This is a genomic window from Streptomyces sp. NRRL F-5630, from assembly GCF_000719475.1.
Taxonomy (GTDB): domain Bacteria; phylum Actinomycetota; class Actinomycetes; order Streptomycetales; family Streptomycetaceae; genus Streptomyces.
In genome coordinates, this window is record NZ_JOGO01000008.1 from 1 (window position 1) to 26055 (window position 26055).

At 73.6% G+C, this 26055-nt stretch carries 25 protein-coding genes; 11 read left to right on the forward strand and 14 right to left on the reverse strand.

Annotation, left to right across the window (positions count from 1 at the left end; all coding sequences use genetic code 11):
* Positions 1–94 precede the first annotated feature (94 nt).
* The 4 genes from murJ to IF99_RS0105895 all read right to left on the reverse strand — a co-directional run bounded on the left by murJ (position 95) and on the right by IF99_RS0105895 (position 5255).
* On the reverse strand, positions 95–1741 hold the full coding sequence (gene murJ, locus IF99_RS0105880) for a murein biosynthesis integral membrane protein MurJ (RefSeq protein ID WP_030995265.1): 1647 nt from the start codon (positions 1739–1741) through the stop codon (positions 95–97).
* A 10-nt stretch (positions 1742–1751) separates the two neighbouring features.
* Entirely contained in the window at positions 1752–2999 is a 1248-nt protein-coding gene (locus IF99_RS0105885) for a glycosyltransferase 87 family protein (RefSeq protein WP_030995266.1), read from the reverse strand.
* 131 nt (positions 3000–3130) lie between these two features.
* A complete protein-coding gene (locus tag IF99_RS0105890) occupies positions 3131–3787 on the reverse strand; it encodes a response regulator transcription factor (protein ID WP_030995267.1) in 657 nt (218 codons plus the stop codon).
* Between the two features lie 10 nt (positions 3788–3797).
* Positions 3798–5255 (reverse strand): sensor histidine kinase, encoded by a 1458-nt coding sequence (locus tag IF99_RS0105895; protein WP_234340595.1) that lies wholly within the window; start codon positions 5253–5255, stop codon positions 3798–3800.
* A gap of 224 nt (positions 5256–5479) precedes the next feature.
* Between IF99_RS0105895 and fdh the strand changes: the two genes are divergently transcribed.
* From fdh to nrfD, 3 genes are read left to right on the forward strand one after another with little or no spacing between them, the layout of a single operon-like run.
* Positions 5480–8740 (forward strand): formate dehydrogenase, encoded by a 3261-nt coding sequence (fdh, locus tag IF99_RS0105900; protein ID WP_030995269.1) that lies wholly within the window; start codon positions 5480–5482, stop codon positions 8738–8740.
* On the forward strand, positions 8737–9684 hold the full coding sequence (locus IF99_RS0105905) for a 4Fe-4S dicluster domain-containing protein (RefSeq protein WP_030995270.1): 948 nt from the start codon (positions 8737–8739) through the stop codon (positions 9682–9684). The genes fdh and IF99_RS0105905 overlap by 4 nt, the downstream gene beginning before the upstream one ends.
* Positions 9681–10655, forward strand: coding sequence for an NrfD/PsrC family molybdoenzyme membrane anchor subunit (nrfD, locus tag IF99_RS0105910; RefSeq protein WP_037826512.1), 975 nt, complete (start codon positions 9681–9683; stop codon positions 10653–10655). The genes IF99_RS0105905 and nrfD overlap by 4 nt, the downstream gene beginning before the upstream one ends.
* Positions 10656–10727: 72 nt before the next feature.
* Here nrfD and IF99_RS0105915 read toward each other — a convergent pair whose 3' ends face one another.
* Both IF99_RS0105915 and IF99_RS0105920 read right to left on the reverse strand, forming a co-directional pair.
* Positions 10728–11132: a rodlin gene (locus IF99_RS0105915; protein ID WP_030995271.1), complete on the reverse strand. Its 405-nt coding sequence runs from the start codon at positions 11130–11132 to the stop codon at positions 10728–10730.
* 207 nt (positions 11133–11339) lie between these two features.
* Positions 11340–12284, reverse strand: a complete 945-nt coding sequence (locus tag IF99_RS0105920; protein ID WP_030995272.1) for a ribose-phosphate diphosphokinase — start codon at positions 12282–12284, stop codon at positions 11340–11342.
* A 616-nt stretch (positions 12285–12900) separates the two neighbouring features.
* Between IF99_RS0105920 and IF99_RS0105925 the strand changes: the two genes are divergently transcribed.
* Together IF99_RS0105925 and IF99_RS0105930 are read left to right on the forward strand one after the other, a co-directional pair.
* A complete protein-coding gene (locus IF99_RS0105925) occupies positions 12901–14193 on the forward strand; it encodes a YeeE/YedE family protein (RefSeq protein ID WP_030995273.1) in 1293 nt (430 codons plus the stop codon).
* A gap of 131 nt (positions 14194–14324) precedes the next feature.
* A complete protein-coding gene (locus tag IF99_RS0105930; RefSeq protein ID WP_030995274.1) occupies positions 14325–15158 on the forward strand; it encodes an aldo/keto reductase in 834 nt (277 codons plus the stop codon).
* A 22-nt stretch (positions 15159–15180) separates the two neighbouring features.
* On the opposite strand, the gene IF99_RS0105935 is transcribed toward IF99_RS0105930, so the two are convergent.
* Positions 15181–15963 (reverse strand): polysaccharide deacetylase family protein, encoded by a 783-nt coding sequence (locus tag IF99_RS0105935; protein ID WP_030995275.1) that lies wholly within the window; start codon positions 15961–15963, stop codon positions 15181–15183.
* 262 nt (positions 15964–16225) lie between these two features.
* Entirely contained in the window at positions 16226–16858 is a 633-nt protein-coding gene (locus tag IF99_RS0105940) for a TetR/AcrR family transcriptional regulator (protein ID WP_030995276.1), read from the reverse strand.
* 94 nt (positions 16859–16952) lie between these two features.
* On the opposite strand from IF99_RS0105940, the gene IF99_RS0105945 reads away from it, so the two are divergent.
* From IF99_RS0105945 to IF99_RS0105955, 3 genes are all read left to right on the forward strand, one after another.
* Positions 16953–17915, forward strand: a complete 963-nt coding sequence (locus tag IF99_RS0105945) for a zinc-binding dehydrogenase (RefSeq protein ID WP_030995277.1) — start codon at positions 16953–16955, stop codon at positions 17913–17915.
* Between the two features lie 69 nt (positions 17916–17984).
* Positions 17985–18899: an IS982 family transposase gene (locus IF99_RS0105950; RefSeq protein ID WP_030995278.1), complete on the forward strand. Its 915-nt coding sequence runs from the start codon at positions 17985–17987 to the stop codon at positions 18897–18899.
* Positions 18900–19008: 109 nt separating this feature from the next.
* Positions 19009–19218 (forward strand): hypothetical protein, encoded by a 210-nt coding sequence (locus IF99_RS0105955; RefSeq protein WP_030995279.1) that lies wholly within the window; start codon positions 19009–19011, stop codon positions 19216–19218.
* Positions 19219–19420: 202 nt separating this feature from the next.
* Here IF99_RS0105955 and IF99_RS0105960 read toward each other — a convergent pair whose 3' ends face one another.
* Positions 19421–19822: a RidA family protein gene (locus tag IF99_RS0105960; RefSeq protein ID WP_030995280.1), complete on the reverse strand. Its 402-nt coding sequence runs from the start codon at positions 19820–19822 to the stop codon at positions 19421–19423.
* Positions 19823–20076: 254 nt separating this feature from the next.
* Between IF99_RS0105960 and IF99_RS0105965 the strand changes: the two genes are divergently transcribed.
* On the forward strand, positions 20077–20292 hold the full coding sequence (locus IF99_RS0105965) for a hypothetical protein (protein WP_234340596.1): 216 nt from the start codon (positions 20077–20079) through the stop codon (positions 20290–20292).
* A gap of 533 nt (positions 20293–20825) precedes the next feature.
* Here the strand turns inward: IF99_RS0105965 and IF99_RS0105970 are convergent.
* Positions 20826–21179, reverse strand: a complete 354-nt coding sequence (locus tag IF99_RS0105970) for a DUF6479 family protein (protein WP_030995282.1) — start codon at positions 21177–21179, stop codon at positions 20826–20828.
* 233 nt (positions 21180–21412) lie between these two features.
* Here IF99_RS0105970 and IF99_RS0105975 point away from each other — a divergent pair, with 233 nt between their 5' ends.
* Positions 21413–22150, forward strand: a complete 738-nt coding sequence (locus IF99_RS0105975; protein ID WP_030995283.1) for a class I SAM-dependent methyltransferase — start codon at positions 21413–21415, stop codon at positions 22148–22150.
* An 89-nt stretch (positions 22151–22239) separates the two neighbouring features.
* Here the strand turns inward: IF99_RS0105975 and IF99_RS34700 are convergent, their stop codons facing one another.
* From IF99_RS34700 to IF99_RS0105990, 4 genes are all read right to left on the reverse strand, one after another.
* Positions 22240–22668: a hypothetical protein gene (locus IF99_RS34700; protein WP_234340597.1), complete on the reverse strand. Its 429-nt coding sequence runs from the start codon at positions 22666–22668 to the stop codon at positions 22240–22242.
* Positions 22665–23480, reverse strand: coding sequence for a hypothetical protein (locus tag IF99_RS34705; protein WP_234340598.1), 816 nt, complete (start codon positions 23478–23480; stop codon positions 22665–22667). The genes IF99_RS34700 and IF99_RS34705 overlap by 4 nt, the downstream gene beginning before the upstream one ends.
* A 195-nt stretch (positions 23481–23675) precedes the next feature.
* Positions 23676–24242, reverse strand: coding sequence for a rhodanese-like domain-containing protein (locus IF99_RS0105985; protein ID WP_030995284.1), 567 nt, complete (start codon positions 24240–24242; stop codon positions 23676–23678).
* Between the two features lie 114 nt (positions 24243–24356).
* Positions 24357–24818, reverse strand: coding sequence for a VOC family protein (locus IF99_RS0105990; protein ID WP_030995285.1), 462 nt, complete (start codon positions 24816–24818; stop codon positions 24357–24359).
* Between the two features lie 158 nt (positions 24819–24976).
* Here IF99_RS0105990 and IF99_RS0105995 point away from each other — a divergent pair, with 158 nt between their 5' ends.
* Complete coding sequence (locus IF99_RS0105995) at positions 24977–25990, forward strand: helix-turn-helix transcriptional regulator (protein ID WP_030995286.1); 1014 nt, start codon at positions 24977–24979, stop codon at positions 25988–25990.
* The last annotated feature ends 65 nt before the right edge of the window (positions 25991–26055 follow it).

Below are 26055 nucleotides of genomic sequence, written 5' to 3' on the forward strand. Positions count from 1 at the left end.
CCTGACCGCTCGCTTCGGCTTGATCCACCTCGCCAATATAGGTGCGGGCAGGCCACGTGCAGACCCTTCTGAACCAAGATCCGAAAGAGACGCCCTAGGCGGCCTTCCTGCGCGTGAAGCGGTCCAGCTCGCGGATGCCGAGGAGCCGCGCCAGCAGCAGGTACACCACTCCGGCCACGAGCAGCGCCGCCACCAGGGCGATCGCCAGGCCCACGGTGCCGGGCCGCTCGGCGATGCGCACCACCCACGCCGCGACGAGCGCGGCGACGCCCGAGGCGAGGAAGAGCCGGAAGTGCGCCGAGACGAGCTTGCCGCCGAGGCGTCTGCGGGTCTTCTTGCGCAGCAGCTTCGTCGTGGCCACGAGCCCCACGAGATAGCTCACGCCGTACGCCGCGGCCATCCCGACGACCGCCGACTTCGCCGGGAGCAGCACGTGACACGCGTAGGCGAGCACGATGTTCACCACCGCGATGAGCGCGGCCATGAAGAACGGCGTCCGCGTGTCCTCGAAGGCGTAGAAACCGCGCAGCAGCACGAACTGCATCGAGAAGGGGATGAGCCCGGGCCCGAGCACCTGGAGCATCTGACCGAGCGGCACCGTCGTCTTCACCGCGCCGTGCTGGAAGAGCAGCACGGCGATCTCCGGGCCGAGCGCGGCGAAGAGGAAGGCCGCGGGCACGATGAACGCGTTCGTCATCCGCAGCGCCCGCGCGAGGTCGCCGCGCAACTGCCTCAGCTCGCCGGCCGCCGCCGCGCGGCTCAGCCGGGGCAGCAGCGCCGTCACCACGGACACCGTCACGAGCGACTGCGGCAGGATCCAGATCGTCTGCGCGTACGAGTACGCCGAGTAGCCCGCGCCCGCGTCCGGGGCCTGCGTGTCGACGAGGTTCGCGTAGTGCGTCACGACCGTCATCGCCGTCAGGTTCGCGAGGACGAAGAGCAGCGTCCACCGCGCCGCCGCGAGCGACGGGCCGAGCCCCGTGCCGCGCCAGTCGAAGCGCGGCCGGAACCGGAAACCCGCGGCACGCGCGAAGGGGACGAGCGCGAGCGCCTGGAGCGCGAGCGCGCCCGTCGTGCCGATCCCGAGCCAGCGCACGTGCAGCGCCGTGACGCCCGCGACGTCCGAAGGCACCGTCAGGAGCGTCAGGTAGCCGCCGAACATCGCGATGAGGACGAAGTTGTTGAGGACGGGGGTCCACATCATCGCGCCGAAGCGTTCGCGCGCGTTGAGCACCTGCCCGTAGATCGCGTACAGCCCGTAGAAGAAGATCTGCGGCAGCAGGTACCGCGCGAACGTCACCGTCAGCTGGTACGCCTCGTGCTGGTCCGGGGTGTCGGGCAGGTACACGCTGACGATCTGCGGCGCGGCGAGGACCGCGGCGACCGAGCCGATGCCGAGTACCACCAGGACGAGCGTGACGAGTCGCTGCTCGTAGGCGAGACCCCCGTCGGCGTCGCGCATCCTCGCCCGCACCAGCTGCGGCACGAGGACCGCGTTGAGCGCCCCGCCGATGAGCAGGGTGTACAGGCTCGTGGGGACCGTGTTCGCCGTGTTGTAGGTGCTCGCGAGGAGGCCCGTCCCGAGCGCCACCCCCTGGAGCACCTGGCGGATCAGCCCCGTCGCCCGGGACGCCATCGTGCCGGCCGCCATGAGCAGCGAGGAACGTGCGAGTCCGCTCTTCTTCTTGTGCCGCCCCCGTGCCTGCACACCGCCGGGGGCGGTGCGTATCCCCTCCGTCATGACGGGCACTCTAGGCGGTCGTCGTTCCCTTCCTGTGACCGGTGGGCCCAGCAAGGCCCTTCCCACCTGGTGAAACGTCCGCCCCGTCCCGTCCCGTCCCGCTCTGCGCAGCGCCCCCGGCCACGAGGCGTGCCCAGCCCGCCAGGACGAAGGGCACGAGGAAGTAGCCGAAGCGCGAGGCGGGCGCGAGCGCGAAGGCGGAACTCAGCCCCACCGCGAGCCGCACCGCCGCCGCACCCGCCGTGCCCGGCGGCCTGCGCAGCAGCCACCACCCCATCCCGCTCGCCGCGAGCAGCAGCAGCACCAGCGCGCACCACCATCCGCCCGGACCGAGCCCCGCGAGAAGCTGACCGGGCAGCGGACTCGCGGCCGGGGTCGCGAGCCGCCCGTGCCCGGAGGGGAAGGCGAAGACCTGCTCCACGAGCACGCCGGGGCTCGCGAGGGCCCAGGGCAGGACGAGGACGGCGAGGGGACCGCAGGCGCCGAGGGCCAGGGCGGCGAGGGCGCGGGCACCGGAACGGGGACGCGCGCGCCCCACGAGCAGCGCGCCCGCCACCGCCAGCGCCGGGCACACCGTCCACTTCACCGCGCACCCGAGTCCGAGCACCACGCCCGCCCGGCCCGCCCGGCCGCGCCCCGCGAGGGCCAGCCCCAGGACACACACCCCCGCCACCGGCAGATCGACTCCGCTCACCACGCAGGCCAGTGCGAAGGGCGGCGCCGCGCACAGTACGGCGAGCCCTCGCCCGTACCGCGGCGCACCGCTCACCGGCCGCGCCCCCCACAGACACCCGAGGAACACCACGGCGCACCACAGCCGCGCGTCCCCCCACGGCCCGGGGAACACGAGCGAAGGCAGCCCGAGCAGCGCGGCGCCCGGCAGGTACGGGGTGTAGCCGCGCACGCTGACCGGCTCGCTCTCGTACGGCGTCCCCGTCGAGACGAGGTGGTGCGCGGCCCGTTCCAGGACGAACACCTCGCTCTGCCCGGCCCCGCGCGCGAGCAGATACACCCCCGGCACCACGAGCGCCCCGCCCACCGCGCACCGCACGGCCCACCTCCCCCGCCCCCGCGCCGCGCACCACGCCGCGAGCGCGTACCCGCCCCCCGCGCAGCCGCCCCACACCCGGTGCGGGCCCTGCGTGCTCACCGCGCACAGCCCGAGCGCGTAGCCACCGCACAGGAGGAGGACGGCACACCACACGCGGCCCGGGACACCGGCACACGTCCGGCTCCCCCGCAGTTGTCTGAGAGTCATCCCTCCATTCCAGGAGGAGCGAAAGCCCAGGTCACGGGCGGTAGGTGGAGTGCGGTGGTGGGGTTTCGCCTACCTCGCGGCAGCCGCTCCCCTCGTCACGGGGCAGCGGTTTCCCGGACGGGTCACCCGCCTCACTCGTGTGCCCGCAGGTGGGCCAGGACCGCGAGGACCCGGCGGTTGCCCTCGGCCGGATCGAGGTCGAGCTTCATGAAGATGTTGCTCGCGTGCTTGACGACCGCCGCCTCGGTCACGCCGAGGGTCTTCGCGATCGACTGGTTCGTGCCGCCCTCCGCCATGCGCGCGAGGACCTCCCGCTCGCGCGGGGTGAGCCTGCCGAGCGGGTGCGTCGCCGCGCGGTGGCCGAGCAGGACCCGTACCACCTCCGGGTCGATGACCGTCTCACCCGCGCCCACCCGCCGCAGCGCGTCGAGGAACTCGGCGACCTCGCCCACGCGGTCCTTCAGGAGGTAGCCGAGGCCGCCCCCGGGCGGGCTCTCCAGCACGAGCCGCGTCGCGTACGCCGAGGCGACGTACTGCGACAGGACCAGGATCGGCAGCCCGGGGTGCGCGGCGCGCAGCGCGAGCGCCGCGCGCAGCCCCTCGTCCCGGAACCCCGGCGGCATCCGCACGTCCGTCACCACGATGCCGGGCCGCTCGCGCTCCACCGCCTGCCGCAGCGTCTCGGCCTCGCCCACCGCGGCGACCACCTCGTGCCCGGCCCGTTCGAGCAGTTCCACGAGCCCCGCCCGCAGCAACACCGCGTCCTCCGCGAGCACTACGCGCACCACGCCTCCACCGCTACTCCTCGCACGGCACCTCCGCCCGTACCTCCGTCGGCCCGCCCTTCGGGCTCGACACCTCCAGCCGCCCGTCCAGGACGGCGAGTCTCTCCGCGAGTCCGAGCAGCCCGCTGCCCGCCGCCGGATCGGCTCCGCCCACGCCGTCGTCCCACACCCGCAGCACGAGCCGGCCGCCGCGCAGCCGCGCGCTCACCGCGGCCTGCGTGCCGCCGCCGTGCCGCACCGCGTTCGTCAGCGCCTCCGCGATCGTGAAGTACGCCGTCGACTCGACCCGCGCGGGCAGCCGGTGCGGCAGCGCGATGTCCACTCGTACGGGGAGCGGCCCGCCAAGCGCCACCTCCTCGACCGCCGCCGCGAGCCCGTGATCCGTGAGCACCTGCGGATGAATGCCGCGCACCAGCTCCCGCAACTGTTCGAGCGCGCGCCGCGCTTCACCCCGCGCCCGCTCCACGAGTGCCGCGCCCGGTGCCTCGTCCCCGCCCAGTTCACTCCGCGCCAGGCCGAGCGTCATCGTGAGGGCCACAAGCTGCTGTTGCGCCCCGTCGTGCAGGTCCCGCTCGATGCGGCGGCGCTCGGCCTCGAAGGCGTCGGCGAGCCTGACCCTGGACCGGGTCAGCTCGACGACCCGGTCGCCCGCGCGCGGGGCCAGCATCGCCCGCGCGAGGCGGGCCTCGGCCGCGGCGAGCAGCAGCGTCGGCCACGCCAGGACGACGAGGAGGACGAGCCCGGCGCCGGTGAACCACAGCCCGGCCCACCCTCCGGGGGCGGGCCGGCCGGGGAGAATCATGACGGTCTCGGGGGAGAGCGCCCACACGACGAGCGGCGTCACCAGGAGGACCCCCGCGAGGGCGAGCAGCGCGAGCAGCACGGCGCCCGCGCCCGCGTACAGCGTCCCCGGCACGAGCGCGTACCCGCACTGCCACCACGTCGCGGGCTCACCGAGCCGTGCCCGCGACCAGCCCCGCCGCCCGGGACGCGGCAGCCGCCGCCGGGGTGGCCGCTGCCGCACGCCCAGCAGCCGCAGCCTGCGTGCCTCGATCCGCGCCGTCGGCAGCCCGAGCAGCAGACATCCCACCGGGACGAGCAGGCCGATCCCGGCCGGCGTGAGGACGAGGGCGACCCCCAGGACGGCGGCGAGCCCGGCGAGCACCGTCAGGCCCAGCGGCAGTCCCGCGAGGACGAAGAGCAGACACCGCCACGGCCGCGCCGAGGCCAGGAACGCGAGCGGGTGCCGCACCGCCGCACGCACGTCCGCCGGATACGCCCGGACCTCGGTGCCCTCCGCGCCGGGCGCCCACGCTCCGCCCGCCCGCACCTCGACGACGTCCGGGCCCCACACGCCGCTCCCCCCGGCGCGGCCCTCCGCGCCCGGTAGCTCCTCGCCCTCCTCCGCCCCCGCGGCCATCCCGTCCCCCAGCCCTCGCCCGCCGCCCGCCGCCCCGCCCCCGAGCCTCACCCGGCCAGCCTAACCACCGCCAGACTCCGTGCGCCCGCCACGAATTCGGTCCGGTCACGGTTCGGCGGCCCAGGGGCGGGCACCCGCTACCGCATCGCCCGGGCGGGTGCCGAAGCCGCGCCACCCGGCCGGGGCCCGCCCGCTCGCAGGACCCCGTGCTCACGGGGAAGGTCGGGAGGGGAACCGTCCGGCTCCGGCCGGAGCCGCCGTCACGGGAGTACGCGATGGGTCTGCGCACCTGGATCACCGACTGGCCGGTCTACCGGCAGCTCACCGGGACCGACCCGCTCGGCCGGGGGCACGCCGCGCGCTCGTCCGTGAGCGACGGGCTGCGGCCCCGCAGCGCGACCGCGGACCGCGTCGTGGGCTCGGTGTGCCCGTACTGCGCCGTCGGCTGCGCCCAGCAGGTGTACGTCAAGAACGAGAAGGTCGTGCAGATCGAGGGCGACCCGGACTCACCGGTCAGCCGGGGCCGCCTGTGCCCCAAGGGCGCCGCCTCGCTCCAGCTCACGACCGGCTCCGCGCGCCGCCACGAAGTGCTCTACCGCAGGCCCTACGGCACCGACTGGGAGCCGCTCGACCTGGAGACGGCGATGGACATGGTCGCCGAACGCGTCATCCGCACCCGTGCCGAGACCTGGGAGTGGGAACGCGACGGGAAGCGCACCGCGCGCACGATGGGCATCGCGAGCCTCGGCGGCGCGACGCTCGACAACGAGGAGAACTACCTCATCAAGAAGTTCCTGACCGCGCTCGGCGTCGTCCAGGTCGAGAACCAGGCGCGCGTCTGCCACAGCTCCACCGTCTCCGGGCTCGGCACCTCCTTCGGGCGCGGCGGCTCGACGACGTTCCTGCAGGACCTCCAGCACAGCGACTGCGTCATCATCCAGGGCTCCAACTTCGCCGAGGCCCACCCCGTCGGCTTCCAGTGGGTCATGGAGGCGAAGAAGCACGGCGCCAAGGTCATCCACGTCGATCCGCGCTTCAGCCGGACGAGCGCCCTCGCCGACATGCACATCCCGCTCCGGGCCGGGACCGACATCGTGCTGCTCGGCGCGCTCATCAACCACGTGCTCACCGAGGAGAAGGACTTCCGCGAGTACGTCGTGCGCTACACGAACGCCGCGACCATCGTCGGCGAGGACTTCCGCGACACGGAGGACCTCGACGGCCTCTTCTCCGGCTACGACCCGGAAAAGGGCGCCTACGACCCCCTCAGCTGGCAGTACGAGGGCGCCGACGTCCAGGCACCCGCGGGCGAGCCCGACGCGCTGTACGAGGAACGTGCGGGGAACTACGCCGGCTCGGAGACGCACGGCTCCGGCGGAGCGCAGGCGGTCACCAAACCGCCGCGCGACGAGACCCTCCAGCACCCCCGCTGCGTCTACCAGATCCTCAAGAGGCACTTCACGCGCTACACGCCGGAACTCGTCGCCGAGACGTGCGGCATCCCGCGCGCCCTCTTCGACGAACTGTGCGAAGCGGTCACGAGCAACTCCGGACGCGAACGCACCACCGCCTTCTGCTACGCGGTCGGCTGGACCCAGCACACCGTCGGCTCCCAGTACATCCGCGCGGCCAGCATCCTCCAGCTCCTGCTCGGCAACATCGGCCGCCCGGGCGGCGGCATCATGGCGCTGCGCGGCCACGCCTCCATCCAGGGCTCCAGCGACATCCCGACCCTCTTCAACCTCCTCCCCGGCTACCTGCCGATGCCGCACGCGCACAGCCACGAGACGCTCGACGAGTTCATCGAGGCGAGCCGCACGGGCAAGGGTTTCTGGGCCGAGATGCGCGCGTACTTCGTGAGCCTGCTCACCGCATGGTTCGGTGAGGCGGCGACCGAGGAGAACGACTGGTGCTTCGACCACCTGCCCCGGCTCACCGGCTCGCACAACACCTACGAGACCGTCATGGCGCAGCTCGACGGCACCTGCAAGGGCTACTTCCTCATGGGCGAGAACCCCGCCGTGGGGTCCGCCAACACCCGTCTGCAACGCCTCGGCATGGCGAACCTCGACTGGCTCGTCGTCCGCGACTTCAGCCTCATCGAATCCGCGACCTGGTGGCAGGACGGCCCCGAGATCGAGACCGGCGAACTGCGCACCGAGCAGATCCCCACCGAGGTCTTCTTCTTCCCCGCCGCCGCGCACACCGAGAAGTCCGGGTCCTTCACCAACACCAACCGCTGGGTGCAGTGGCGGCACGCCGCCGTCGAGCCCGAGGGCGACGCACGCAGCGACCTGTGGTTCATGTACCACCTCGGGCGCCGTATCAAGGAACGCCTCGCCACCTCCACGGACCCGCGCGACAAGGCCGTTCAGGACGTCACCTGGGACTACCCCGTCGAAGGGCCGCTCAGGGAACCGGTGGCGGAGGCGGTGCTCGCCGAGATCAACGGCAAGGTGCGCGGTGGCGGCCCGCTCTCCGCCTACACCCAGCTCAAGGACGACGGCTCCACCTCGTGCGGCTGCTGGATCTACTGCGGCATCTACGCGGACGGCGTGAACCAGGCCGCGCGCCGCACCCCCCACACGGAGCAGGACTGGACGGCGACGCGGTGGGCCTGGGCCTGGCCCGCCAACCGCCGCATCCTCTACAACCGCGCCTCCGCCGCACCCGACGGAACCCCGTGGAGCGACCGCAAGAAAGCCGTGTGGTGGGACGCGGACAACGGGAAGTGGACCGGCTACGACGTCCCCGACTTCCCGCCCGGCCTCGCCCCGGGCCACCGGCCGCCCCCTGACGCCGAGGGCGTGGACGCGCTGGCGGGGGACGACCCGTTCATCATGCAGGCCGACGGCAAGGGCTGGCTCTTCGCCCCCGCCGGTCTGGAGGACGGCCCGCTGCCCGCGCACTACGAGCCGCAGGACTCGCCCTTCCGCAACCCGCTCTACGGCGCCGTCTCGCGCGCCCCCGCCCGCCAGGTCCTGCCCCACGAGGGCAACCGCTACCACCCGAGCGGCGACGAACCGGGCAGCGACGTCTACCCGTACATCGTGACGACCCACCGTCTCACCGAACACTTCACGGCGGGTGGCATGAGCCGCTGGTCGCCGTATCTCGCCGAGCTGCAACCGGAGTTCTTCTGCGAGCTCTCGCCGGAACTCGCGCGGCAGCGCGGGCTCACGCACGGCGGCTGGGCGACCCTCATCACCGCCCGCAACGCGATCGAGGCCCGCGTCCTCGTCACCGAGCGCATGAAGCCCCTGCGCGTCCACGGCCGCACGATCCACCAGATCGGGATGCCCTTCCACTGGGGCCCGAACGGTGTCGTCACCGGCGACGCGGCCAACGAGCTCATGGCGATCAGCCTCGACGCCGACGCGCACATCCAGGAGGACAAGGCCCTCACCGCCGACATCCGCCCGGGCCGCCGCCCCCGCGGGCCCGCGCTGCCCGCCCTCGTCGCCGACTACCGCCGCCGCGCCGGGATCACCGCGCGCACCGGTACCGAGCGCCCGCACGCCGAGGAGTCCCGATGACCGACACCGCACCCCCCACCGAGAGCCTCCTCTCGGGACCCGAGCCCGACCCGGCGGCAGACGCGGGCTACGAGGCGCACCCGCCCCGCGTCGGCTTCTTCACCGACACCTCCGTGTGCATCGGCTGCAAAGCCTGCGAAGTCGCGTGCAAGGAGTGGAACACCGTCCCCGAGGACGGGCTGAGCCTGAGTGCCATGTCCTACGACAACACCCAGGAGCTCGGCGCCTCGACCTGGCGGCACGTCGCCTTCGTCGAACAGGCCCGCCCCGTGGAGGTCACCGGGCCGCCCGGACCGGGCGACCGCACGAGCCTCCCGCTCGCCGACCCGGGGCAGGGCCTGCCCGCGCAGGGCGTGCGATGGCTCATGTCCTCGGACGTCTGCAAGCACTGCACGCACGCCGCCTGCCTCGACGTCTGCCCGACCGGCTCCCTCTTCCGCACCGAGTTCGGCACCGTCGTCGTCCAGCAGGACATCTGCAACGGCTGCGGCTACTGCGTCAGCGCCTGTCCCTACGGCGTCATCGAGCAGCGCGAGGGCGACGGCCGCGCCTTCAAGTGCACGATGTGCTACGACCGGCTCGGCGCGGGCCAGGAACCCGCCTGCGCCAAGGCGTGCCCCACCGAGTCCATCCAGTACGGGCCGCTCGACGAACTCCGCGAACGCGCCGCCCTCCGGGTCGACCAGCTCCACGAGGCGGGCGTCACCGAGGCCCGCCTCTACGGCCACGAACCGGACGACGGGGTGGGCGGCGACGGCGCCTTCTTCCTCCTCCTCGACGAACCCGAGGTCTACGGGCTCCCGCCGGACCCCGTCGTCACGACCCGCGACCTGCCCGCCATGTGGAAGCACGCGGGGATCGCCGCGCTCGGCCTGCTGACCACGGCGACCACCGCCCACCTCCTCCCCGCCGCTCTCGCCGCCCTCCGGAAGGCCCGCCGATGACCGCCCCCGCCGAGAGCCGGCCAGAGCGCCCCCGCCGCCGCAAGGGCGGGCGCGGCGAACGACTCCTCGTCCCCCGCGCCGAGTTCACCTCGTACTACGGTCGCCCCATCCTCAAGAAGCCGTCCTGGGCCGCGAGCGACATCGCCGGGTACTTCTTCCTCGGCGGCCTCGCGGGCGCGGGCTCCGTGCTCGCCGCCGGAGCCCACCTCACCGGACGGCACACGACGGCGAGCGCGCTCAAGCTCTCCTCGCTCGGCGCCATCGGGCTCTCGGCCGCCGCCCTCGTCCACGACCTCGGCCGACCGGCCCGCTTCGTCAACATGCTGCGGGTTTTCAAGCCCACGTCGCCCATGAGCGTCGGCTCCTGGCTCCTGAGCGGGTACGGGTCCTGCGCCGGCCTCGCCGCGCTCAGCGCTGTCTCGGGCCGCCTGCCCCGACTCGGCACCGCCGCGACGCTCGGCGCGGCGCTCACCGGCTCGACCGTCGCCACGTACACCGCCGTGCTCGCGGCCGACACCGCCGTGCCCGCCTGGCACGGCGTCCACCGCGAACTCCCCTATCTCTTCGCCGCCTCGGCGACCGCCGCCGCCTCCGGAGCTGCCCTCGTCCTCGGCCCCCCGCGCGAGCACGGCCCCGCGCGCTGCGCTGCGGCCCTCGCCGCCGCCGGGGACCTCTTCCCGAGCCGTCGTGCCGAGCGGGCGCTCGGGGAGCCCGTCGCGGAGACCTGGCGCGAGGGGCGCGCCGGCACTCTGCTCCGTACCGCCCGCGCGCTCACCGTCGCGGGCGCCGCCGCCGCGCTCGCCGGGCCGCGCCTCGGCAGGACGGGGACCGCGCTCGGCGGGCTCGCGCTCCTCGCCGGTTCCGCCTGCACCCGCTTCGGCGTCTTCGCCGCCGGAGTCGCCTCGACCGAGGACCCGCGCTACGTCGTGGAGCCCCAGCGGGCGCGGCTCGCGGAGCGCGCCGGGGGCTGAAACGACGGTGGCCGGCTCCCCCGCGTACGGACCTCGTACGGAGGGGGCCGGCCACCGGGACCCGCGGGGCGGTCAGTCGTTGCGCACGCCGTTCGCCGAGAGGACCGGGATGTCGTCCAGGAGGTGCGAGAGGGGCTCGTCGCCCTTCGCCTGCGAGGAGTTGTCCGCGCACTGCTGGTTCTGCGGCGAGGAGAGGACGTTGATGTCCTGGACGGCGACCGGGACCAGGCCGACGATGGAACCGGCGTTGACCTTGACCGGGACGCCCAGGCACAGCTTGTTGAGGCTGTCGCTCACGAGGCTGGCCTGGGGGCTCTGGTCACCCGCGGTCGCCGCGTTGCCGAACGAGCTCACGGCACCGTTGCCGCTCGCCGAGGTGGTGCCGCCGTCGTCAGCGAGCGCCATGGCGGGGGCCGCGGCCATCGCGACACCGGCGACGGACGCGGAGAGCGCGGCAGCGGCGAGGTACTTCTTCATGAAACGTGCTCCTGATGAGTCGGACTGCGTGACCACCCGGCGGGCCCGGGGGACCGGGCTGCCGGTGCCCCGTGAGCGGGGCACGCTGCACAACCGCTCAGCGCCCTCGTGGTTTCGCCCCGTCCCCCGTACGGAGCATCCGGTGCCGCCACCCGTGACCAGCGGCGACCGGGCACGTTAGACGCGGTCACGCCGCCCGCCCCTCTCCTACAGCCCGTCGAAGAGCGCGCTCACCGACTCGCCGTCGTGGATGCGCCGCACCGCCTCCGCGAGCGCGGGGGCCACCGAGAGCACCGTCAGCTTCTCGGTGCGCTCCGCCTCGGGGACGGGCACCGAGTTGGTGCACACGATCTCCAGGACCTCCGGCTGCTCGCTCAGCCGCTTGAGCGCGCCCGAGGCGAAGAGCCCGTGCGTACACGCGACCCGTACCGAACGCGCCCCCAACTCGCGCAACCGGTCGAGCAGTTCGATGACCGTGCTGCCCTTCGCGATCTCGTCGTCCAGGACGATGACGTCGCGGTCGGCGACCTCGCCGATGACCGCGCTGATCGAGACCCGGTCGTCCTCGAAGCGCTGCTTCGCGCCCGCCGCGACCCGCGTGCCGAGCAGTCGCGCGAAGGCCGCCGCCTCCTTCGCGTTGCCGAGGTCGGGCGAGACCACCGTCGTGTTCGACAGGTCCAGCTTGCGGAAGTGCGTGGCGAGTTCGCGCAGCGCGTGCAGGTGGTCGACGGGGACCGAGAAGAAGCCGTGGACCTGCGGCGAGTGCAGGGTCAGTGCGAGGACCCGGCTCGCGCCCGCCGTCACGAGGAGATCGGCGACGAGCCGCCCGCCGAGCGAGATGCGCGGCATGTCCTTCTTGTCGGAGCGGGCGTAGGCGTAGTGCGGCATGACGACGGTGATCCGCCCGGCCGAGGCGCCGCGCGCCGCGTCGCACATCATGAGCAGCTCGACGAGGTGCTCCTGCACGGGTGCGACGAGCGGCTGGATCAGGAACACGTCGCGTTCCCGGCAGTTGGCCTCCAGCTGCACCTCCAGGCAGTCGTTGGCGAAGCGGTTGATCCGCGCGGGCGAGAGCGGCACGTCCAGGTGCCGGCACACCTCCGCCGCGAGTTCGGGATGGGCACTACCACTGAAGACGGCGATGTCTCGCACGAACCGGCTCTCCTACGGTCTTGGGGGCGTCGGTCGGTCTACGGCTGCCGCTCGGCATCGTAACGAGCGGGCACGCCCGCGCGGAGCGGGGGAGGGGCGCGAACGCGCGGCCGCGGAGCGCGCGTTGCTCCGCCGCGAGCCCCGGGGCGGACCCGCACCGCCCCCGGGTCGCTGTCGGGTACGTGCCCGGCTCCGGTGGGGGAGGCGCGGGGGCCGGCCGGTGCCGGGAGCCCCCTCGGGCGCCGGACCCGGTGCCGCCGGGCGCGGGCCCCGGCGAGCGGATGGCGTCCCCTCGTCGTGGGCTGTCTCACTCCTCAGCGCTTTCGTCCCGCATGATGAGATGAGGGGGCGACGTCGGCCATATGTCTGATTATCGTGTCGACATGCACGGACCGGCCCGCACTCTCAGCCTGGCGCTCTTCGCCGCCACCTCCTGGAGCGTTGACGACGCTCTGTGTCGTCGCTGACCCCTGCCCCGTCCGTACGCGCGCCCCGGCGAACGCACCACCTTCCCCCGTGCGTCCCGCCATCCGGACAGCTCTGTCCCACCCAGCGAGCCGCCCGTTCCCCGGTCGGCGCCGCGTCGCCCCGCACCCACCCGCCCGAAAGGCACCCCGTGACCACCGCCCCCGCTCCCACGGCGGACACCCCGGCAACCCGCAGGGGTCCGCTCGCCCCCGTCCCCACGAGCGCCCCGCCCCCCGCGGCCGAGCCCCTGCCCCCCGTCAACAAGGTCCCGCTCGCCGTCGCCGCCGTCATCGGCGCCGGTCTCACGGCCTGGACGTGGTCCGCGCACGGCGCCAAGCCGGCGACCCTGCTCCTCCTCGGCATCGCCCTGGGCGTCGCGCTCTTCCACTCCCGCTTCGGCTTCACCTCCGCCTGGCGCCAGCTCATCGCGGTCGGCAACGGCACCGGGCTGCGCGCCCACACCCTCCTCCTCGGCACGACGGCAGCGCTCTTCGCACTCGTCATCGGTACCGGGACCGGCCTCTTCGGCACCACGCCCGCGCCCAGCGCGGGACCGATCGGGCTGGGCCTGCTCATCGGCGCGTTCCTCTTCGCCGTCGGGATGCAACTCGGCGGCGCCTGCGCCTCCGGGACGCTCTTCGCGGTCGGCTCGGGACAGAGCGCGATCGTCCTCACCCTCGCCGGTTTCATCGCGGGCTCGACGCTCGCCGCCTGGCAGTGGGAGCTGTGGCGCGACCTCCCCGCCGCCGATCCCTTCCTCTTCTCCGACCACTTCGGCGGCTGGGGCGGCTCCCTCGCCGTGACGCTCGTGGCCCTCGCCGTCGTCCACGTCGTGGCACGTCGCGTCCAGGCCCGCCGCAACCCGCCGCCGGTGGGCGTGCCGCCGTCCGCGCGCACGACCGCCGCGCGCGTGCTGCGCGGCTCCTGGACCCTGTGGGCCGGTGCCCTCGTCCTCGCCGTGCTCGGCGCGGGCGTCCTCCTCGTCTCGGGCGGCGCCTGGGGCGTCACGAGCGCCTTCGCGCTGTGGGGCAGCCGCGTCGCCGACCTGCTCGGCGGCGACCCCTCCGGCTGGGCGTACTGGCAGCAGGCGGGCAACGCCGCACAACTGCACGGCCCGATCCTCGCCGACAAGAACAGCCTCACCGACATTGGCATCATGATCGGCGCGGGGGTCGCCGCCGCGGCGGGCGGCGTGTGGACCCTGCACCGCTCGATCCCAGCGCGCACCGCCCTCGCGGGTGTCCTCGGCGGCGTCCTCATGGGCGTCGGCGCGCGCATGGCGGGCGGCTGCAACATCGGCGCCTACCTCGCGGGCATCGCCTCCGGCAGCCTGCACGGTTGGATCTGGGGCGCCGTCGCGCTCCTCGGCACGTACGCGGGCCTCAAGCTGCGCCCGCTCTTCGGCCTGGGCAACCCCAAGCCGTCCGACAGCGTCTGCTGACGCGCCGTCCGGGGGGCCGTTCACTCGCGTACGGCGGGGGAGCGGCCCCCGTACGCGTGTGGCGGCCGGGACGCGTGGTAGGTGAGGAGGGGAACGGGCCCGCCGGGCCCCGCCACGAGGAGTACGCCCGTATGACGACCCCCGCCCCGCTGCGCGGCCTGAGCGACGGCCACCGCCTGCCCGCGCTCGGCCTGGGCACGTACCCGCTGGACGACGCCGGAGCGGAGAGCGCGGTCCGCACCGCCGCCGCGGCCGGCTACCGCCTCTTCGACACGGCGGTCAACTACCGCAACGAGACCGGCACCGGGCGCGGTTTCGCGGCTTGCGGACTGCCGCGCGAGGAGCTGTACGTCACGACGAAGCTCCCCGGCCGCGACCACGGCTACGAGGAGACGCTGAAGTCCTTCGAGGCGTCACGGCAGCGCCTCGGCGTCGAGTACGTGGACCTCTACCTCATCCACTGGCCGCTGCCCCGCGTCGACAAGTACGTGGACTCCTGGCGCGCGATGATCAAGCTCCGCGAGGAGGGCCTCGTCCGCTCCCTCGGGGTCTCGAACTTCACGCCGGAGCACGTGCGCCGCCTGGAGGCCGAGACGGGCGTGCTCCCCACCGTCAACCAGGTCGAGATGCACCCGCTGCTCCCGCAGGACGAACTGCGTACCTTCCACCGTGAGAAGGCGATCGTGACGCAGAGCTGGAGTCCGCTGGGCCGGGGCAGTGAACTGCTCGACGACCCCGCGATCGGCGAGGTGGCCGCGCGCCACGGGGTCACCCCCGCCCAGGCGGTGCTGCGCTGGCACCTCCAGCTGGGTGCCCTCCCGGTGCCGAAGTCCGCCGACCCGGACCGTCAGCGCGCCAACCTCGACGTCTTCGGCTTCGAGCTCTCGGACGAGGACCTGCGGCGCATCGGCGAGCGCCCCGAGCGCAGGCTCGGCGGCGACCCGGAGACGCACGAGGAGTTCTGAACCGGTCGTGTGTGGCGGGGCGTCAGGGCCGGTAGACCTGACCCGGCTTCGGCGCCCCGGGGGCCATCAGCTCGGGCACGGTCACGAAGGTGTAGCCCTTCGCCTCCAGCGCGTCGATGATGTGCGGCACGGCGGGCACGGTCCCGTCGTACAGGTCGTGCAGGAGGATCACGCCGTCCCGCCCGGACTGGTCGAGTATGCGCTTCTCGATGAGCTTCGAGTCCGTCGTCGAGTAGTCCTTAGCGGTCGCGCTCCAGAGCACCTGGGCTATCCCGAACTCCTTGCATATCTCCGAGACCTCGTCGCTCGTGCGGCCCTGCGGCGGGCGCATCAGGACGGGGGCCTTGCCGGTGAGGTCCTTGACGGCGTCCTGGGTGCGCGACAGCTCCCGGCGCACCTCCTTCTCCGGCAGGTCCGTGAGCCTGCGGTGCGACCACGTGTGCTCGGCGACCTCGTGGCCCTCGTCGGAGATCTGCTTGACGAGCTCGGGGTAGCGCTCAATGTGGTTCTTGCCGAGCAGGAAGAAGGTGGCGTGGACCTTCTTCTCCTTGAGGATCCTGAGCAGCCGCGGGGTGTGCTTGCTGGGTCCCGCGTCGAAGGTGAGCGCGATGCACTTGGCCTTGCGGCAGTCCACGGGCTGATCGGCCATGAGGACGGTCGCCGAGGCGTGCCCGCGCTCGCTGGCCGGAGTGACCGTGTGCAGGCTCGTGCAGCCGCTCAGTCCGAGCGCGAGCGCGGCGCTCGCGGTGAGCGCGGCGACCCTGGCACGGCCGCGGTGTCGAGTGGGACGGGTCAGAGCGGGCATGGCGGTACTTCCTTCGGTCGGGCGGGGTGCCGGGGCGACCGGGCGCCGCCGCCCCTGTGCACGGGAAGAGAGCAGGTCAGGGCGGCGTCCGCAGCCGGGTCGCGTCTTCGGCGATGACTATACACGCGGTGTATACAGCCGGTTCATAGTGAGACGGCGACGCGAACGGGGAACCCGGAGGGGGTACATGCGTCTCTCTAGATGATCTATTCCAAGGGGTTCAGTGGTTCGTGCGTCGAGCGTAAATACCGCTCGCCCACGGTCAGGTGCTGTCCGGTGCTGCGGATGCCAGCCGTGCCGCTGGCGGTAGTGGTGCGTGCCGAGGGCAGGCTTCGAACGCCTGGATCACCAACCCTGCAAAGCGTCGGGAGGCCTTGACCTGGCTGGCGGTCGATGTGGCGTGGATCCCCTTGTTAGCCATGAGTATGAGAATCAGGTCGTCCAGGACGAAGTCGGACCGCAGGCGCCCCGCTTCCTTGGCTCGCTGAGCCAATTCGGCGACTGCTTTCACCGTGTACTCACGGCCTGCGGCGACATCCTTCACCCCCGGGTAGCTCGACAGGAAGGCTTCGGTGAAGCCCCGATCGCGTGCATGCAGCTCACAGATCCTCTCGATCACCAGGCACAGGCCACGCCACGGATCAGGATCGGCGCACCCCTCGTCGACAATGGCGCGACATGCATTCAGCTGGTCCGCGAAGGCCTCGGCGACCAGCATCTGCTTGGTCGGGAAGCGACGGTACAAGGTGGCAGGTCCCACCCCGGCACGCCGCGCGACCTCCCGCATCGGCACGTCCAGGCCATCGGCGGAGAACAGCGCTCGGGCCGCGCCGAGGATGCGTTCGCGGTTGTCCAGCGCGTCGGAACGCAACGTATGAGGCAAACGGTCGGTCACCACTCTCACTTTACCTAAACGGACGGGAGCGTCCGTTACCGTCCGAGACGCAGAAGCTCTCGTGCTTGAGCGGTCCGAGAACCTGGAGACCACAATGAAGGCAATCTCGATCCAGACGTTCGGAAGTCCTGACGGTCTGGCCATTGTCGGCCTGCCGGTACCCGCACCAGCTGCCGGGCAGGTACTGATAGCCACCGAGGCGGTGGGCGTCGGTGGCGTCGACACCGTGATCAGAAGCGGGGCCCTGGCCGCCTACGGCTTCAAGGAGGGCCACATCCCGGGCAGCGAGGTGGCGGGCACCGTGACTGCGGTCGGCGACGGCGTCGACGCGTCGTGGATCGGCCGGCAGGTGTGGGCCTTCACCGGCACCGGCGGAGGCTACGCCGAACAGGCCCTCGCGCCGGTCGAGGAGATCGTTCCCCTGCCCGTGAACCTGTCCGCAGTCGATGCGGTGACACTCGGCAGTTCCGGCGTGGTGGCCCACTTCGGGCTCCGCCACGCCCACTTCGCTCCCGGGGAGACGGTCCTGGTGCGTGGTGCAGCCGGCAGCATCGGGATCATGACAGTGCAACTCGCCGCTCGCGGCGCCGCCGCCGCAGTGGCGGTCACCACCTCCTCGGCCGAGCGCGGCGAGCAACTGCGACGCCTCGGCGCGACCCACGTGCTGGACCGCTCCGGCGACGGAGGGGAACCATCTCCCGCAGGCTATGACGTCATCATCGACGTGGTGGCCGGCAAGGACATGCCGTCGTTCTTCGACCGGCTCAACCCGAACGGCCGCATGGTGGCCGTGGGCGCTGTCGCAGGCCAGCCACCGGCGGACTTCGGCACGAAGATCATGGCGGCGTTCCAGAAGTCGATGTCCTTCGCCGCTTTCAGCGCAGCCACCGTCACCGCAGCCGAACGGCGTGCCGTGCGGAGCGAGCAGTTCGCCGCAGCGAGCCGGGGCGAGATCGAAACAGTGGTGCACGAGGTGCTGCCACTGGACGCAGCCGTGCTGGCGCACCAGAAAATGGACGCGGGCGAGGTCTTCGGCAGGATCGTGCTGACACCGTAGTCGAAGGTATCCACGCCGGGATTGCCACGACCCCTGCTCAGTCGACGCGAGGGAGTCCAATGTCGGTGCGTGAAGACAGAGTTGGACTCCCTCGCGACCGCGCTCTACGTGACGACCGATGATCTGCTGAAGGGTTCGCCGCAGTTCGGGCCATGGCGGCCAGCCGTGGGCATTGCGCCGCAGCTCAGCGATGCCGAGCTGGTGACCCTGGCGATGATGCAGGCCATGCTCGGCTTCACCTCCGAGGCCAGGTGGCTCCGGCACGCCCGCTCCCACCTGCGACATCTGTTCCCGTACCTGCCCAAGCAGCCCGGCTACAACAAGCGGCTGCGAAAGGCCGCCGGTCTGCTGCGGCGCGTCACCCGACTGCTGGCCGCCGACACCTCCGTGTGGAGCGACAACGTGTGGAGCGTGGACTCCACGCCGGTGGAATGCGGCCGCTCCCGCGAGACCGTCAAACGTTCCGACCTGGCCGGATGGGCCGAGTACGCCTACTGCGCCAGCCACAGCCGCTTCTTCTGGGGCCTGCGACTGCACCTGGTGTGCACCCTCCAGGGCCTGCCCGTCGCCTTCTCCCTGACCGGGGCCAAGGCCGACGAGCGCGAGACCCTGCTGGACCTTCTCGCCGCCGAACCGGAACTTGTCACCGCCCGGCCCGGCCAGACGCTGATCGGAGACAAGAACTACTTCGGCCGGGGCTTCGAACACGAACTGGCCGAGCAGGACATCCGGCTGCTGCGGCCGGCCCGCAAAGGCGAGCCGGAACGGCCCGGAGCACCCCTGTTCAGGCCGTTGCGGCAGGTCATCGAGTCGGTCAACGAGACCTTCAAGGGCCAACTCGATCTCGAACAGCACCGAGGGCGCACACCCGGCGGTGTCATCGCCCGCGTCATGCAGCGCATCCTCGCGCTCACAGCCGCGATCTGGCACAACGACCACACCGGACAGCCCGTCCTACGCTCACTGACCGCCTACGACCACTAACCCCTTGGAATAGATCATCTAGATGCGCGGAGGCGGTTCGAGGTTGCCTCGCCCACCGCGCGCGTCGGAACGCGGACGACCCGTGATCGTCGTGGAGGGAGGACCGGCCATGCGCAAGGGGCTGCTGTGGGGAGTGCTGCTCGCGTGCGCGGGGGCGAACCTCGCACTCGGTGTCGCCGTCGAACGCGGCCCGCTCGAAGTCGCCCTGCACGTCCTCAGCGGCACGGGCGCCCTCGTCGCCCTGCTCGGCCTCGTCCTGGCCCGCGACCACCGCCGACCGGGCAACGAGGAGGGTGGACGCGGCGTCACACGACGCTGAGGCAACGGCGGTCGGGGGCCCTGCGCCCGCACATACGGGGCGTCGCGGGCTGGGCGACCCGCTGGCGCGGGGCTCGCGGGGCGGGCGGACCACTGGGGCGGGAGCCCCCGGGTGCTCCTTCTTGCGGGGTTCGCGGTGTGCGACGGCGCCTTCGTGCCCCTCTCGCGGCGCGCTTGCCCCGGCCCCTCGTGCCGTGCGGGTGTCAAGCCGCCGGAAGCACCGCCGTCAGGTCCACCTCGGCCAGTTGACCTTCGTAGCCGAGCGCCGAGGCGCCGAGGAGGGTCGCCGCGCTCGTGAGCGCCGGACCGAGCGCCGAGGCCCGCAGGTGCCGCCAGACCGCGGCGAGCGTCGCCGTGTCGTCCGTCCGTACGTGGACGACGGCCCGCACCACGTCGGACGGGCCGGCGCCCGCGGCGGCGAGAGCCCGCAGCGCGTTCGCCACGACCTGTTCGGTCTGGGCCAGGACGTCACCAGCGCCGACGAGCAGCCCCTCCGCGTCGAGCGGGCACTGGCCCGACAGGTAGGCGGTCGGCCCGGCGGGGGCCACGGTGACATGGCTGTAGCCCGGGGTCGGGTGGAGCCCTTCCGGGTGTATCCGGCGCATCGTCCTCCTTCGCGACTGAGAGGGACCGTAGTGCGCGGCAGGGCGCGTCCGCGCGGGGTTTCCCGAGCCCGGCGGACGGCTCGCGCCCAATCGGGTGACGTCCCGCCGACCGCCTCCCGTGCCGCCCCGTGCCACGTCAGGACGGGCGCCGGGGGCACCGCGAGAGGCACGAGGCATCCGCTCCGGGTGCGCCAAGGGGCGGGCGGGGGTTCTCTGGAAGAGCCGGACGAGCGTCCGGGCCGAGAGGAGGAACCGTGCGCATATTGAAGGCGACCCAGGATGCCGGGGGAGCCCCGTCCCTCGTGTGGCACGCGATGGACGCAGGGAACAAGGCGCTGTGCGGCGCCCACGTGCCCGATGCCCCGCCCGCCCCGAGCGACGCCGGTGAGCGCTACTGCCTCGCGTGCATGAACCGTGTCGATACGCATGTCACGCCGGTGGCCGAGAAGGCGGCGGGCCCGCGCGGTTGACCTGACGAGAGGCCCGGCCTCCGACCCGCGAGCCGGTACCGCCGCGCTCGCGGGCCGTCGTGTCCGTCCGCGGGGCACGTCGTCCCTACAGCGGTGGACGGCCGCGCGCCTCGGCGCGCGGTGCTTCTCTCTGCGCGCCGCACCAACTCCTGTCGCGAGCCGTAGGGACTGAGCGGTGCCAGGAGCAGTGCGGCACCGTCCGTTCCTCCCGGGCGCCCTGGCCACTGCCGCACCGTCCGCCCCCTCGCGGCGCCTCGGCCCGTACCGCCTCCTTGCGACGGTCGCGCGGGCGGGCTCCCGAAGCGCGAAGCCGAGGTGCGCTCAGGTCGTAGAGGAGCGGGGACACGCCCTTCGCGTCGACGCCCCCCTCAGCTCACTGCCTTGCCCACGGCCCGTCATGCTCTCCCGGCGTGCGGCCCTCCCGTTCGTGGCGCGGCGGACACGGCTGCGCGACGCACAAGAGGGCCGCACCCCGCGCGAACGCGTGAGTGCGGCCCTCCGGGTACGGCCCCGTGTCCCCGTTGCGGGCGGACTCAGCCGAAGCCGCCGCTCCCGAAGCCGCCGCTGCTGTTCTCGTCCCACTTGCGCTCCTTCTGCGAGGAGCTGCGCCGGTCCTTCCCGGTCCCGCCGCCGTTCAGCTCGTGCGGGGTCAGCCGCGCCTCGCGGGGCTCCATCTCGTCCGGCTCGCGCCGCTCGCGCTCCTCGCCGATCGGGCCGCCCTCGGGCAGGTGCGGCTGCTCGTCGGGCTTGGGCGGGGCGGGCTGGCGCGCCCGGAGCCTGCGCCCGTAGGCGAAGGCCGCGATGAGCACCGCGACGACGAACACGCCGATGATCGGCATGATGATCGCGGCCGTTCCGGCCGCCAGGTTCCACTGGGTCGTGTCCATAGGAAACGGATACCCCCTAAGCTGTTCCGCGTATCATCCGAAAGGGCTCATATGGGCCTGAATGGATGAAATGCTCGGTGTCGGGGACTGAATACGCTCCCGCCTCTTCGCCGAGTACCCGCGCATCGCGGAGGTGAACAGCCGCCCCACGCGGGAAGCCCCTCCGCACCCCCCTCACACGCATTCCTCCCGCCTCCCGCACAGGCCGTCCCTGGACAACTACGCTCTGCCGGGTGTTCACCTCTCAGGGACCGACCCTCCGCGAGCTGGCCACCCAGGCGCTCTCCTCCGTCGAGCAGGGGTACGACCTGCTCGCCCCCAAGTTCGACGCGACGCCCTTCCGCACTCCCGAGCCCTGGCTGCACGCCGTCACGAAGGCGCTGCGCCCGCTCGGGCCCTTCGACGACGGCCTCGACCTGTGCACCGGCACCGGCGCGGGACTGCGCACGCTGCTCCCGCTGTGCCGTCGGCGCGTGACGGGGGTCGACTTCAGCGCCGGGATGCTCGACGTGGCCCGGAACGTCGCCGCCCGGACCCACCCCGTGACGGGGCCGCCCGCCGTGGACTGGGTCCGGGCCGACGCGATGGCGCTGCCCTTCCGCGAGGGCTACGACCTCGCGGTGAGCTTCGGCGCCTTCGGCCACTTCCTGCCCGACGACCGCCCCAGGCTCTTCGCCCGGGTCCGCCAGTCGCTGCGTCCGGGCGGCGTCCTCGCCTTCCCGCTCGCCGCGCCGCTGTCGGCGAGTGCTCCCGCGTGGTGGGCCGCGAGCGGCTTCGACGCGGCGATGCGCGTGCGCAACGCGCTGCGCAGGCCGCCGTTCGTCATGTACTACCGCACGTGGCCCTACAGCGCGGTGCGCGCCGACCTCCTCCGCGCCGGTTTCACCGAGTGCCTCGTCCCGCTCGACGACTTCGGCCACCGCCCCGACGGCACGCCCCGCGCCGCCCTCCTGGTGGCCCGCAAGCTCTGACGCGGGCGGGGTACGCGCCCGACGCGCCCCTCCATGTGCCAGGTGTACGGGGCCCCACGAAGATGCGCGCCGTGGCGATCCCTGAGCCCTCAGACGCCGGAGCCCCGGGTCCCGTATCCCTGGATGACGGGCCGCCACGGCGGGTTCAGGCGCGGGAGAGTGGAGCCGACCGCCCACAGCGTGGGGCCGGCGGCCGAGGCGCCGGGCACGCGGGTCACGTCGAAGAAGGAGGCGCCCTCGCCGTCCGCGCCGCTGGCGGGCGGCACGAGCCGCCACGTGCCGTGCGCGGAGCGGTGCAGCGAGAAGGCGGGCGTCGTGGCGTCCTCGCGCTCGCCCACCGCCCACAGACCGCCCGAGCCGTCCGGGGTCACCGCGTGCAGCTGACCGGCCACGTCCGGCACCCGCTCGCGCGTCCACCCGGTGCCGCCCCAGTGCAGGACGAGCGGTCGCGTCCCCGCGCCGTCCGGCGGGCTGCTCGCACCGACGGCCCACACGTCGTCGGGCGCGAGGGCCGTCACGCCGTCGAGCGCCTCGCCGCGTCCCGCCGTGTGCGGCGTCGGTACGGACCGCCAGGTCGCGCCGTTCCTGTACGCGGCGAGCGGCCGCCCCTCGCCCCGTACGCGACGCCCACCGCCCACAGTCCGCCCGCGCCGTCCGCCGCGAGCCCCGAGAACAGTGCCTCGCCCTTCGGCTTCGCCGGGGGCAGCGAGGTCCACCGTTTCCCGTCCCAGCGGTAGGCGAGGGGGCGCGGCGCGGCCACGCGGTCCTCGGCCGTCACGCCCACCGCCCACACTTCACCGCCGCGTCCCGGGGCGAGCGCGAGCGGGTAGGCGGAGCGACGCGCGGGCTCGGCGGGCAGCGGCACCTCGCGCCAGCGCCCGCCGTCCCAGTGCTGGGCCAGCGCGCGGTCCTGGTGCGCGGGCGCGTCGTCCCATGAGCCGACCGCCCACACGTCGGCGCGCCCCCGGGCGAGCACGGCGTCCAGCTCGCCGGTCCCCGCGTGCCCCGGCACCCTCGTCGCGCGCCACGCCTTCCCGTCGAAACGCTCGGCCACGGGGACGTCGACGCCCTTCACGTTCTCGCGGTAGCCGACCGCCCACGCGTCCTCGGGCCCGCGCGCCGTGACCCCGCGCAGCTCCTCGTTCCGTTCCGGCCCCGCCGCGCGCCACGCGTGCCACGCGGCGCCCGCACGCGGGCCTGGCCCGGGCACGGCGACGGCGGGCCCGGCCGCCGCCGCGCACACGAGGCCGAGCACGAGGGCCGCGGCCCGCCGCCTCCGCAACGCCCGTGCCGCCCGCCCGACGGCCCCGCGCATCCGCGTCCTCGCCATGACCACTCCCTCGCTCGTCCACGCCGTGGCCTGCCAACGGCCGGGACGGGGCGGGGGTTGCGGGCGCGGCCCCGATCGGCTCAGCCACACGGGCGGCGCGCGGGGACGCGCCGGGCGTGGAACGGCGCAAGGGGGACGCGAACACGCGGAAAGGCCGCCCCGGTACACCGGAGCGGCCTTTTCGCGGGTAACGGCTCAGCGGTCGCGCAGCGCCTCGATCGTCGCGTCGATCGCGCTGTCGTCCTGCCGGTTGAACGGCAGCTTGCCCAGAACGGTGGCCATGCCGCACGAGCCGGAGAGGCCCGAGTAGACGAGGCCGCCCGCGATGCCCACCGCGAGGAGGCGGGCCTTGGGCGACTTGCGGCCCGCGAGCAGGGCGAGCAGGACCAGCGACCCCGCGGTGAAACGCACCTGCCGGTTCATGTCCCACGGCGTGCGGCTGCCGCCGGCCGAGAGTTCCAGGTCGCCGCCCTCCTCGGCCCAGGCGTCCGTGCCGCCGCTGAGGGCCGCGGCGGCGACGCCCCGCTCCGCGAGCCGCGAGCGCGCGGTCTCGGAGCGCGGGCCCGCCGCGCACACGACGAGCAGGTCACCGTCGCCGGTGGTCTCGCGCAGCACCGGCACGGCCCGGTCGAGCTGGTCGAGCGGCACGTTGTAGGCCCCGGGCAGGTGCCCGACGGCGAATTCGCCGGGGGAGCGGACGTCGACGACGGTCAGCTCCTTGAGGCGCGCGCGTGCCTCGGCGGGAGAAAGGTGGGTGATCATACTTCGATCATACGAACGGGTCCGCGGAACCGGCCGGGGAGGTACGGGGGACTCGGCGGAGCGCGGCAGACGACCGACCGGCAACCCCGACAGGTTCCGGCACGGGGCCGTCCCTCAGTCGAGGCAGAACTCGTTGCCCTCGGGGTCGGCGAGGACGAGGTGCCCGGCGCTCAGCGGCGGTTCCGGCTCGTGCCGCGCGAGCCGCCGGGCCCCGAGCGCCACGAGCCGCGCGCACTCCGCCTCCAGCGCCGCCATCCGCTCCTCGCCCGCGAGACCCGGCGCGGCCCGTACATCGAGGTGCACCCTGTTCTTCGCCGTCTTGCCCTCCGGCACCTGCTGGAAGAAGACCCGCGGCCCGGCGCCCGCCGGGTCCTCGATCGCCGAGCGCTTCCGGCGCTCCTCCTCCGGCACCCCGATCCGCGCCAGGAAGGCGTCCCAGGCCGCGAGCGGGTCCTCGCCCTCGGCGAGGTCCACGCCGGGCGGTCCGGGCAGCACGTACCCGAGCGCGTCGCGCCAGAAGAGGGAGAGGGCCACCGGATCGTGGGCGTCGAAGGTGACCTGGACGGTGCGGCTCATGACGGGCTCCGTTCGTCGTGCGCTTTTCTCAGCGGGCGGTCGGCTGTGGCTCGTGCGTCGAGGGGGCGGGCGTCCGCGCACCCTGACAGGGAAAGCGGACAGCTTCCGTCCGCGATGTCTGCCACAGTGGGCGCGGCGACCACGGAAGAGGGGGAGCGGTGACGGAAGCGGCGGCACGTGACGGCGAACGGAGTACGACCGAACGGGTGCTTGTCCTGCTCGGCCTCCTCCAGCGCGGGCGGAGCTGGAGCGGCCCCGAGCTCGCGGCGCGGCTCGGTGTCACGAGCCGTACCGTGCGCCGCGACGTGGAGCGGCTGCGCGCGCTCGGGTACCCGGTGCACGCCCTCCAGGGGGTCGGCGGGGGCTACCGGCTCGGGGCGGGCAGCGAGTTGCCGCCGCTGCTGCTCGACGACGAGGAAGCGACCGCCACCGCGGCCTCGCTGCTCGCCGGGGCGGGTGGGGGAGGGCCCGGCGCGGGCGAGGCGGCGCTGCGCGCCCTCGCCAAGATCGACCGCGTCATGCCCGCCCGGCTGCGCCGCGAGGTGAGCGCGCTCGCCGGGGCCGTCGAGTTCTTCGAGGGCGGCTTCGAGCGCGTGGAGCCCGCGACCCTCGTCACCCTCGCCGGGGCCTGCCGCGACGAGGTCGAGGCCCGCTTCCGCTACCCCTCGCGCGGCGAGGTCACGGAGCGCCGCGTGGAGCCGTACCGCCTCGTCGCCTCCGACCGCAGGTGGTACCTCCTCGCGTACGACCTCGACCGCGACGACTGGCGCACCTTCCGCGTCGACCGCATGACCGAGGTCGCCGCGCGCACCTGGCGGTTCACGCCGCGCCCGGCCCCCGGGGACGCGGCGGCCTACGTGCAGCGCGGCGTGGTCACGGGCGCCTACCCGCACCGCGCCCGCTTCCTCGTGCACGCCTCCGCCGACGAGGTCCGCGCCCAGGTACCCGCCTCGGCCGCGCTCGTCCACGCCCGGGGCGGCCACGCGTGCGAGCTGGTCAGCGGCGCCAGCGCGCCCGACCGCCTCCTCGCCTACGTCGCGATGCTCGGCCACCCCTTCGAGGTCATCGAACCGCCCGAGCTGGTCGACCGCTGCGCGGCCATGGCGGAGCGCCTCGGCGCGGCGGCCCGCCGCCCCGTCTCCCCTGCCCACTCCCGTACGCCGGGCAACTGAACCGCCGCGCGCGTCAATTGGTCCAGACGAACACCTTGACGCGCACCGCCCGCCGTTCTTGAATC

Coding starts and splice junctions, on each gene's coding strand:
- murJ (WP_030995265.1), bottom strand. CDS start 1,741: ATGACGGAGGGGATACGCACCGCCCCCGGCGGTGTGCAGGCACGGGGG.
- IF99_RS0105885 (WP_030995266.1), bottom strand. CDS start 2,999: ATGACTCTCAGACAACTGCGGGGGAGCCGGACGTGTGCCGGTGTCCCG.
- fdh (WP_030995269.1), top strand. CDS start 5,480: ATGGGTCTGCGCACCTGGATCACCGACTGGCCGGTCTACCGGCAGCTC.
- IF99_RS0105905 (WP_030995270.1), top strand. CDS start 8,737: ATGACCGACACCGCACCCCCCACCGAGAGCCTCCTCTCGGGACCCGAG.
- nrfD (WP_037826512.1), top strand. CDS start 9,681: ATGACCGCCCCCGCCGAGAGCCGGCCAGAGCGCCCCCGCCGCCGCAAG.
- IF99_RS0105915 (WP_030995271.1), bottom strand. CDS start 11,132: ATGAAGAAGTACCTCGCCGCTGCCGCGCTCTCCGCGTCCGTCGCCGGT.
- IF99_RS0105930 (WP_030995274.1), top strand. CDS start 14,325: ATGACGACCCCCGCCCCGCTGCGCGGCCTGAGCGACGGCCACCGCCTG.
- IF99_RS0105935 (WP_030995275.1), bottom strand. CDS start 15,963: ATGCCCGCTCTGACCCGTCCCACTCGACACCGCGGCCGTGCCAGGGTC.
- IF99_RS0105945 (WP_030995277.1), top strand. CDS start 16,953: ATGAAGGCAATCTCGATCCAGACGTTCGGAAGTCCTGACGGTCTGGCC.
- IF99_RS0105955 (WP_030995279.1), top strand. CDS start 19,009: ATGCGCAAGGGGCTGCTGTGGGGAGTGCTGCTCGCGTGCGCGGGGGCG.
- IF99_RS0105960 (WP_030995280.1), bottom strand. CDS start 19,822: ATGCGCCGGATACACCCGGAAGGGCTCCACCCGACCCCGGGCTACAGC.
- IF99_RS0105970 (WP_030995282.1), bottom strand. CDS start 21,179: ATGGACACGACCCAGTGGAACCTGGCGGCCGGAACGGCCGCGATCATC.
- IF99_RS34705 (WP_234340598.1), bottom strand. CDS start 23,480: ATGGCGAGGACGCGGATGCGCGGGGCCGTCGGGCGGGCGGCACGGGCG.
- IF99_RS0105985 (WP_030995284.1), bottom strand. CDS start 24,242: ATGATCACCCACCTTTCTCCCGCCGAGGCACGCGCGCGCCTCAAGGAG.
- IF99_RS0105990 (WP_030995285.1), bottom strand. CDS start 24,818: ATGAGCCGCACCGTCCAGGTCACCTTCGACGCCCACGATCCGGTGGCC.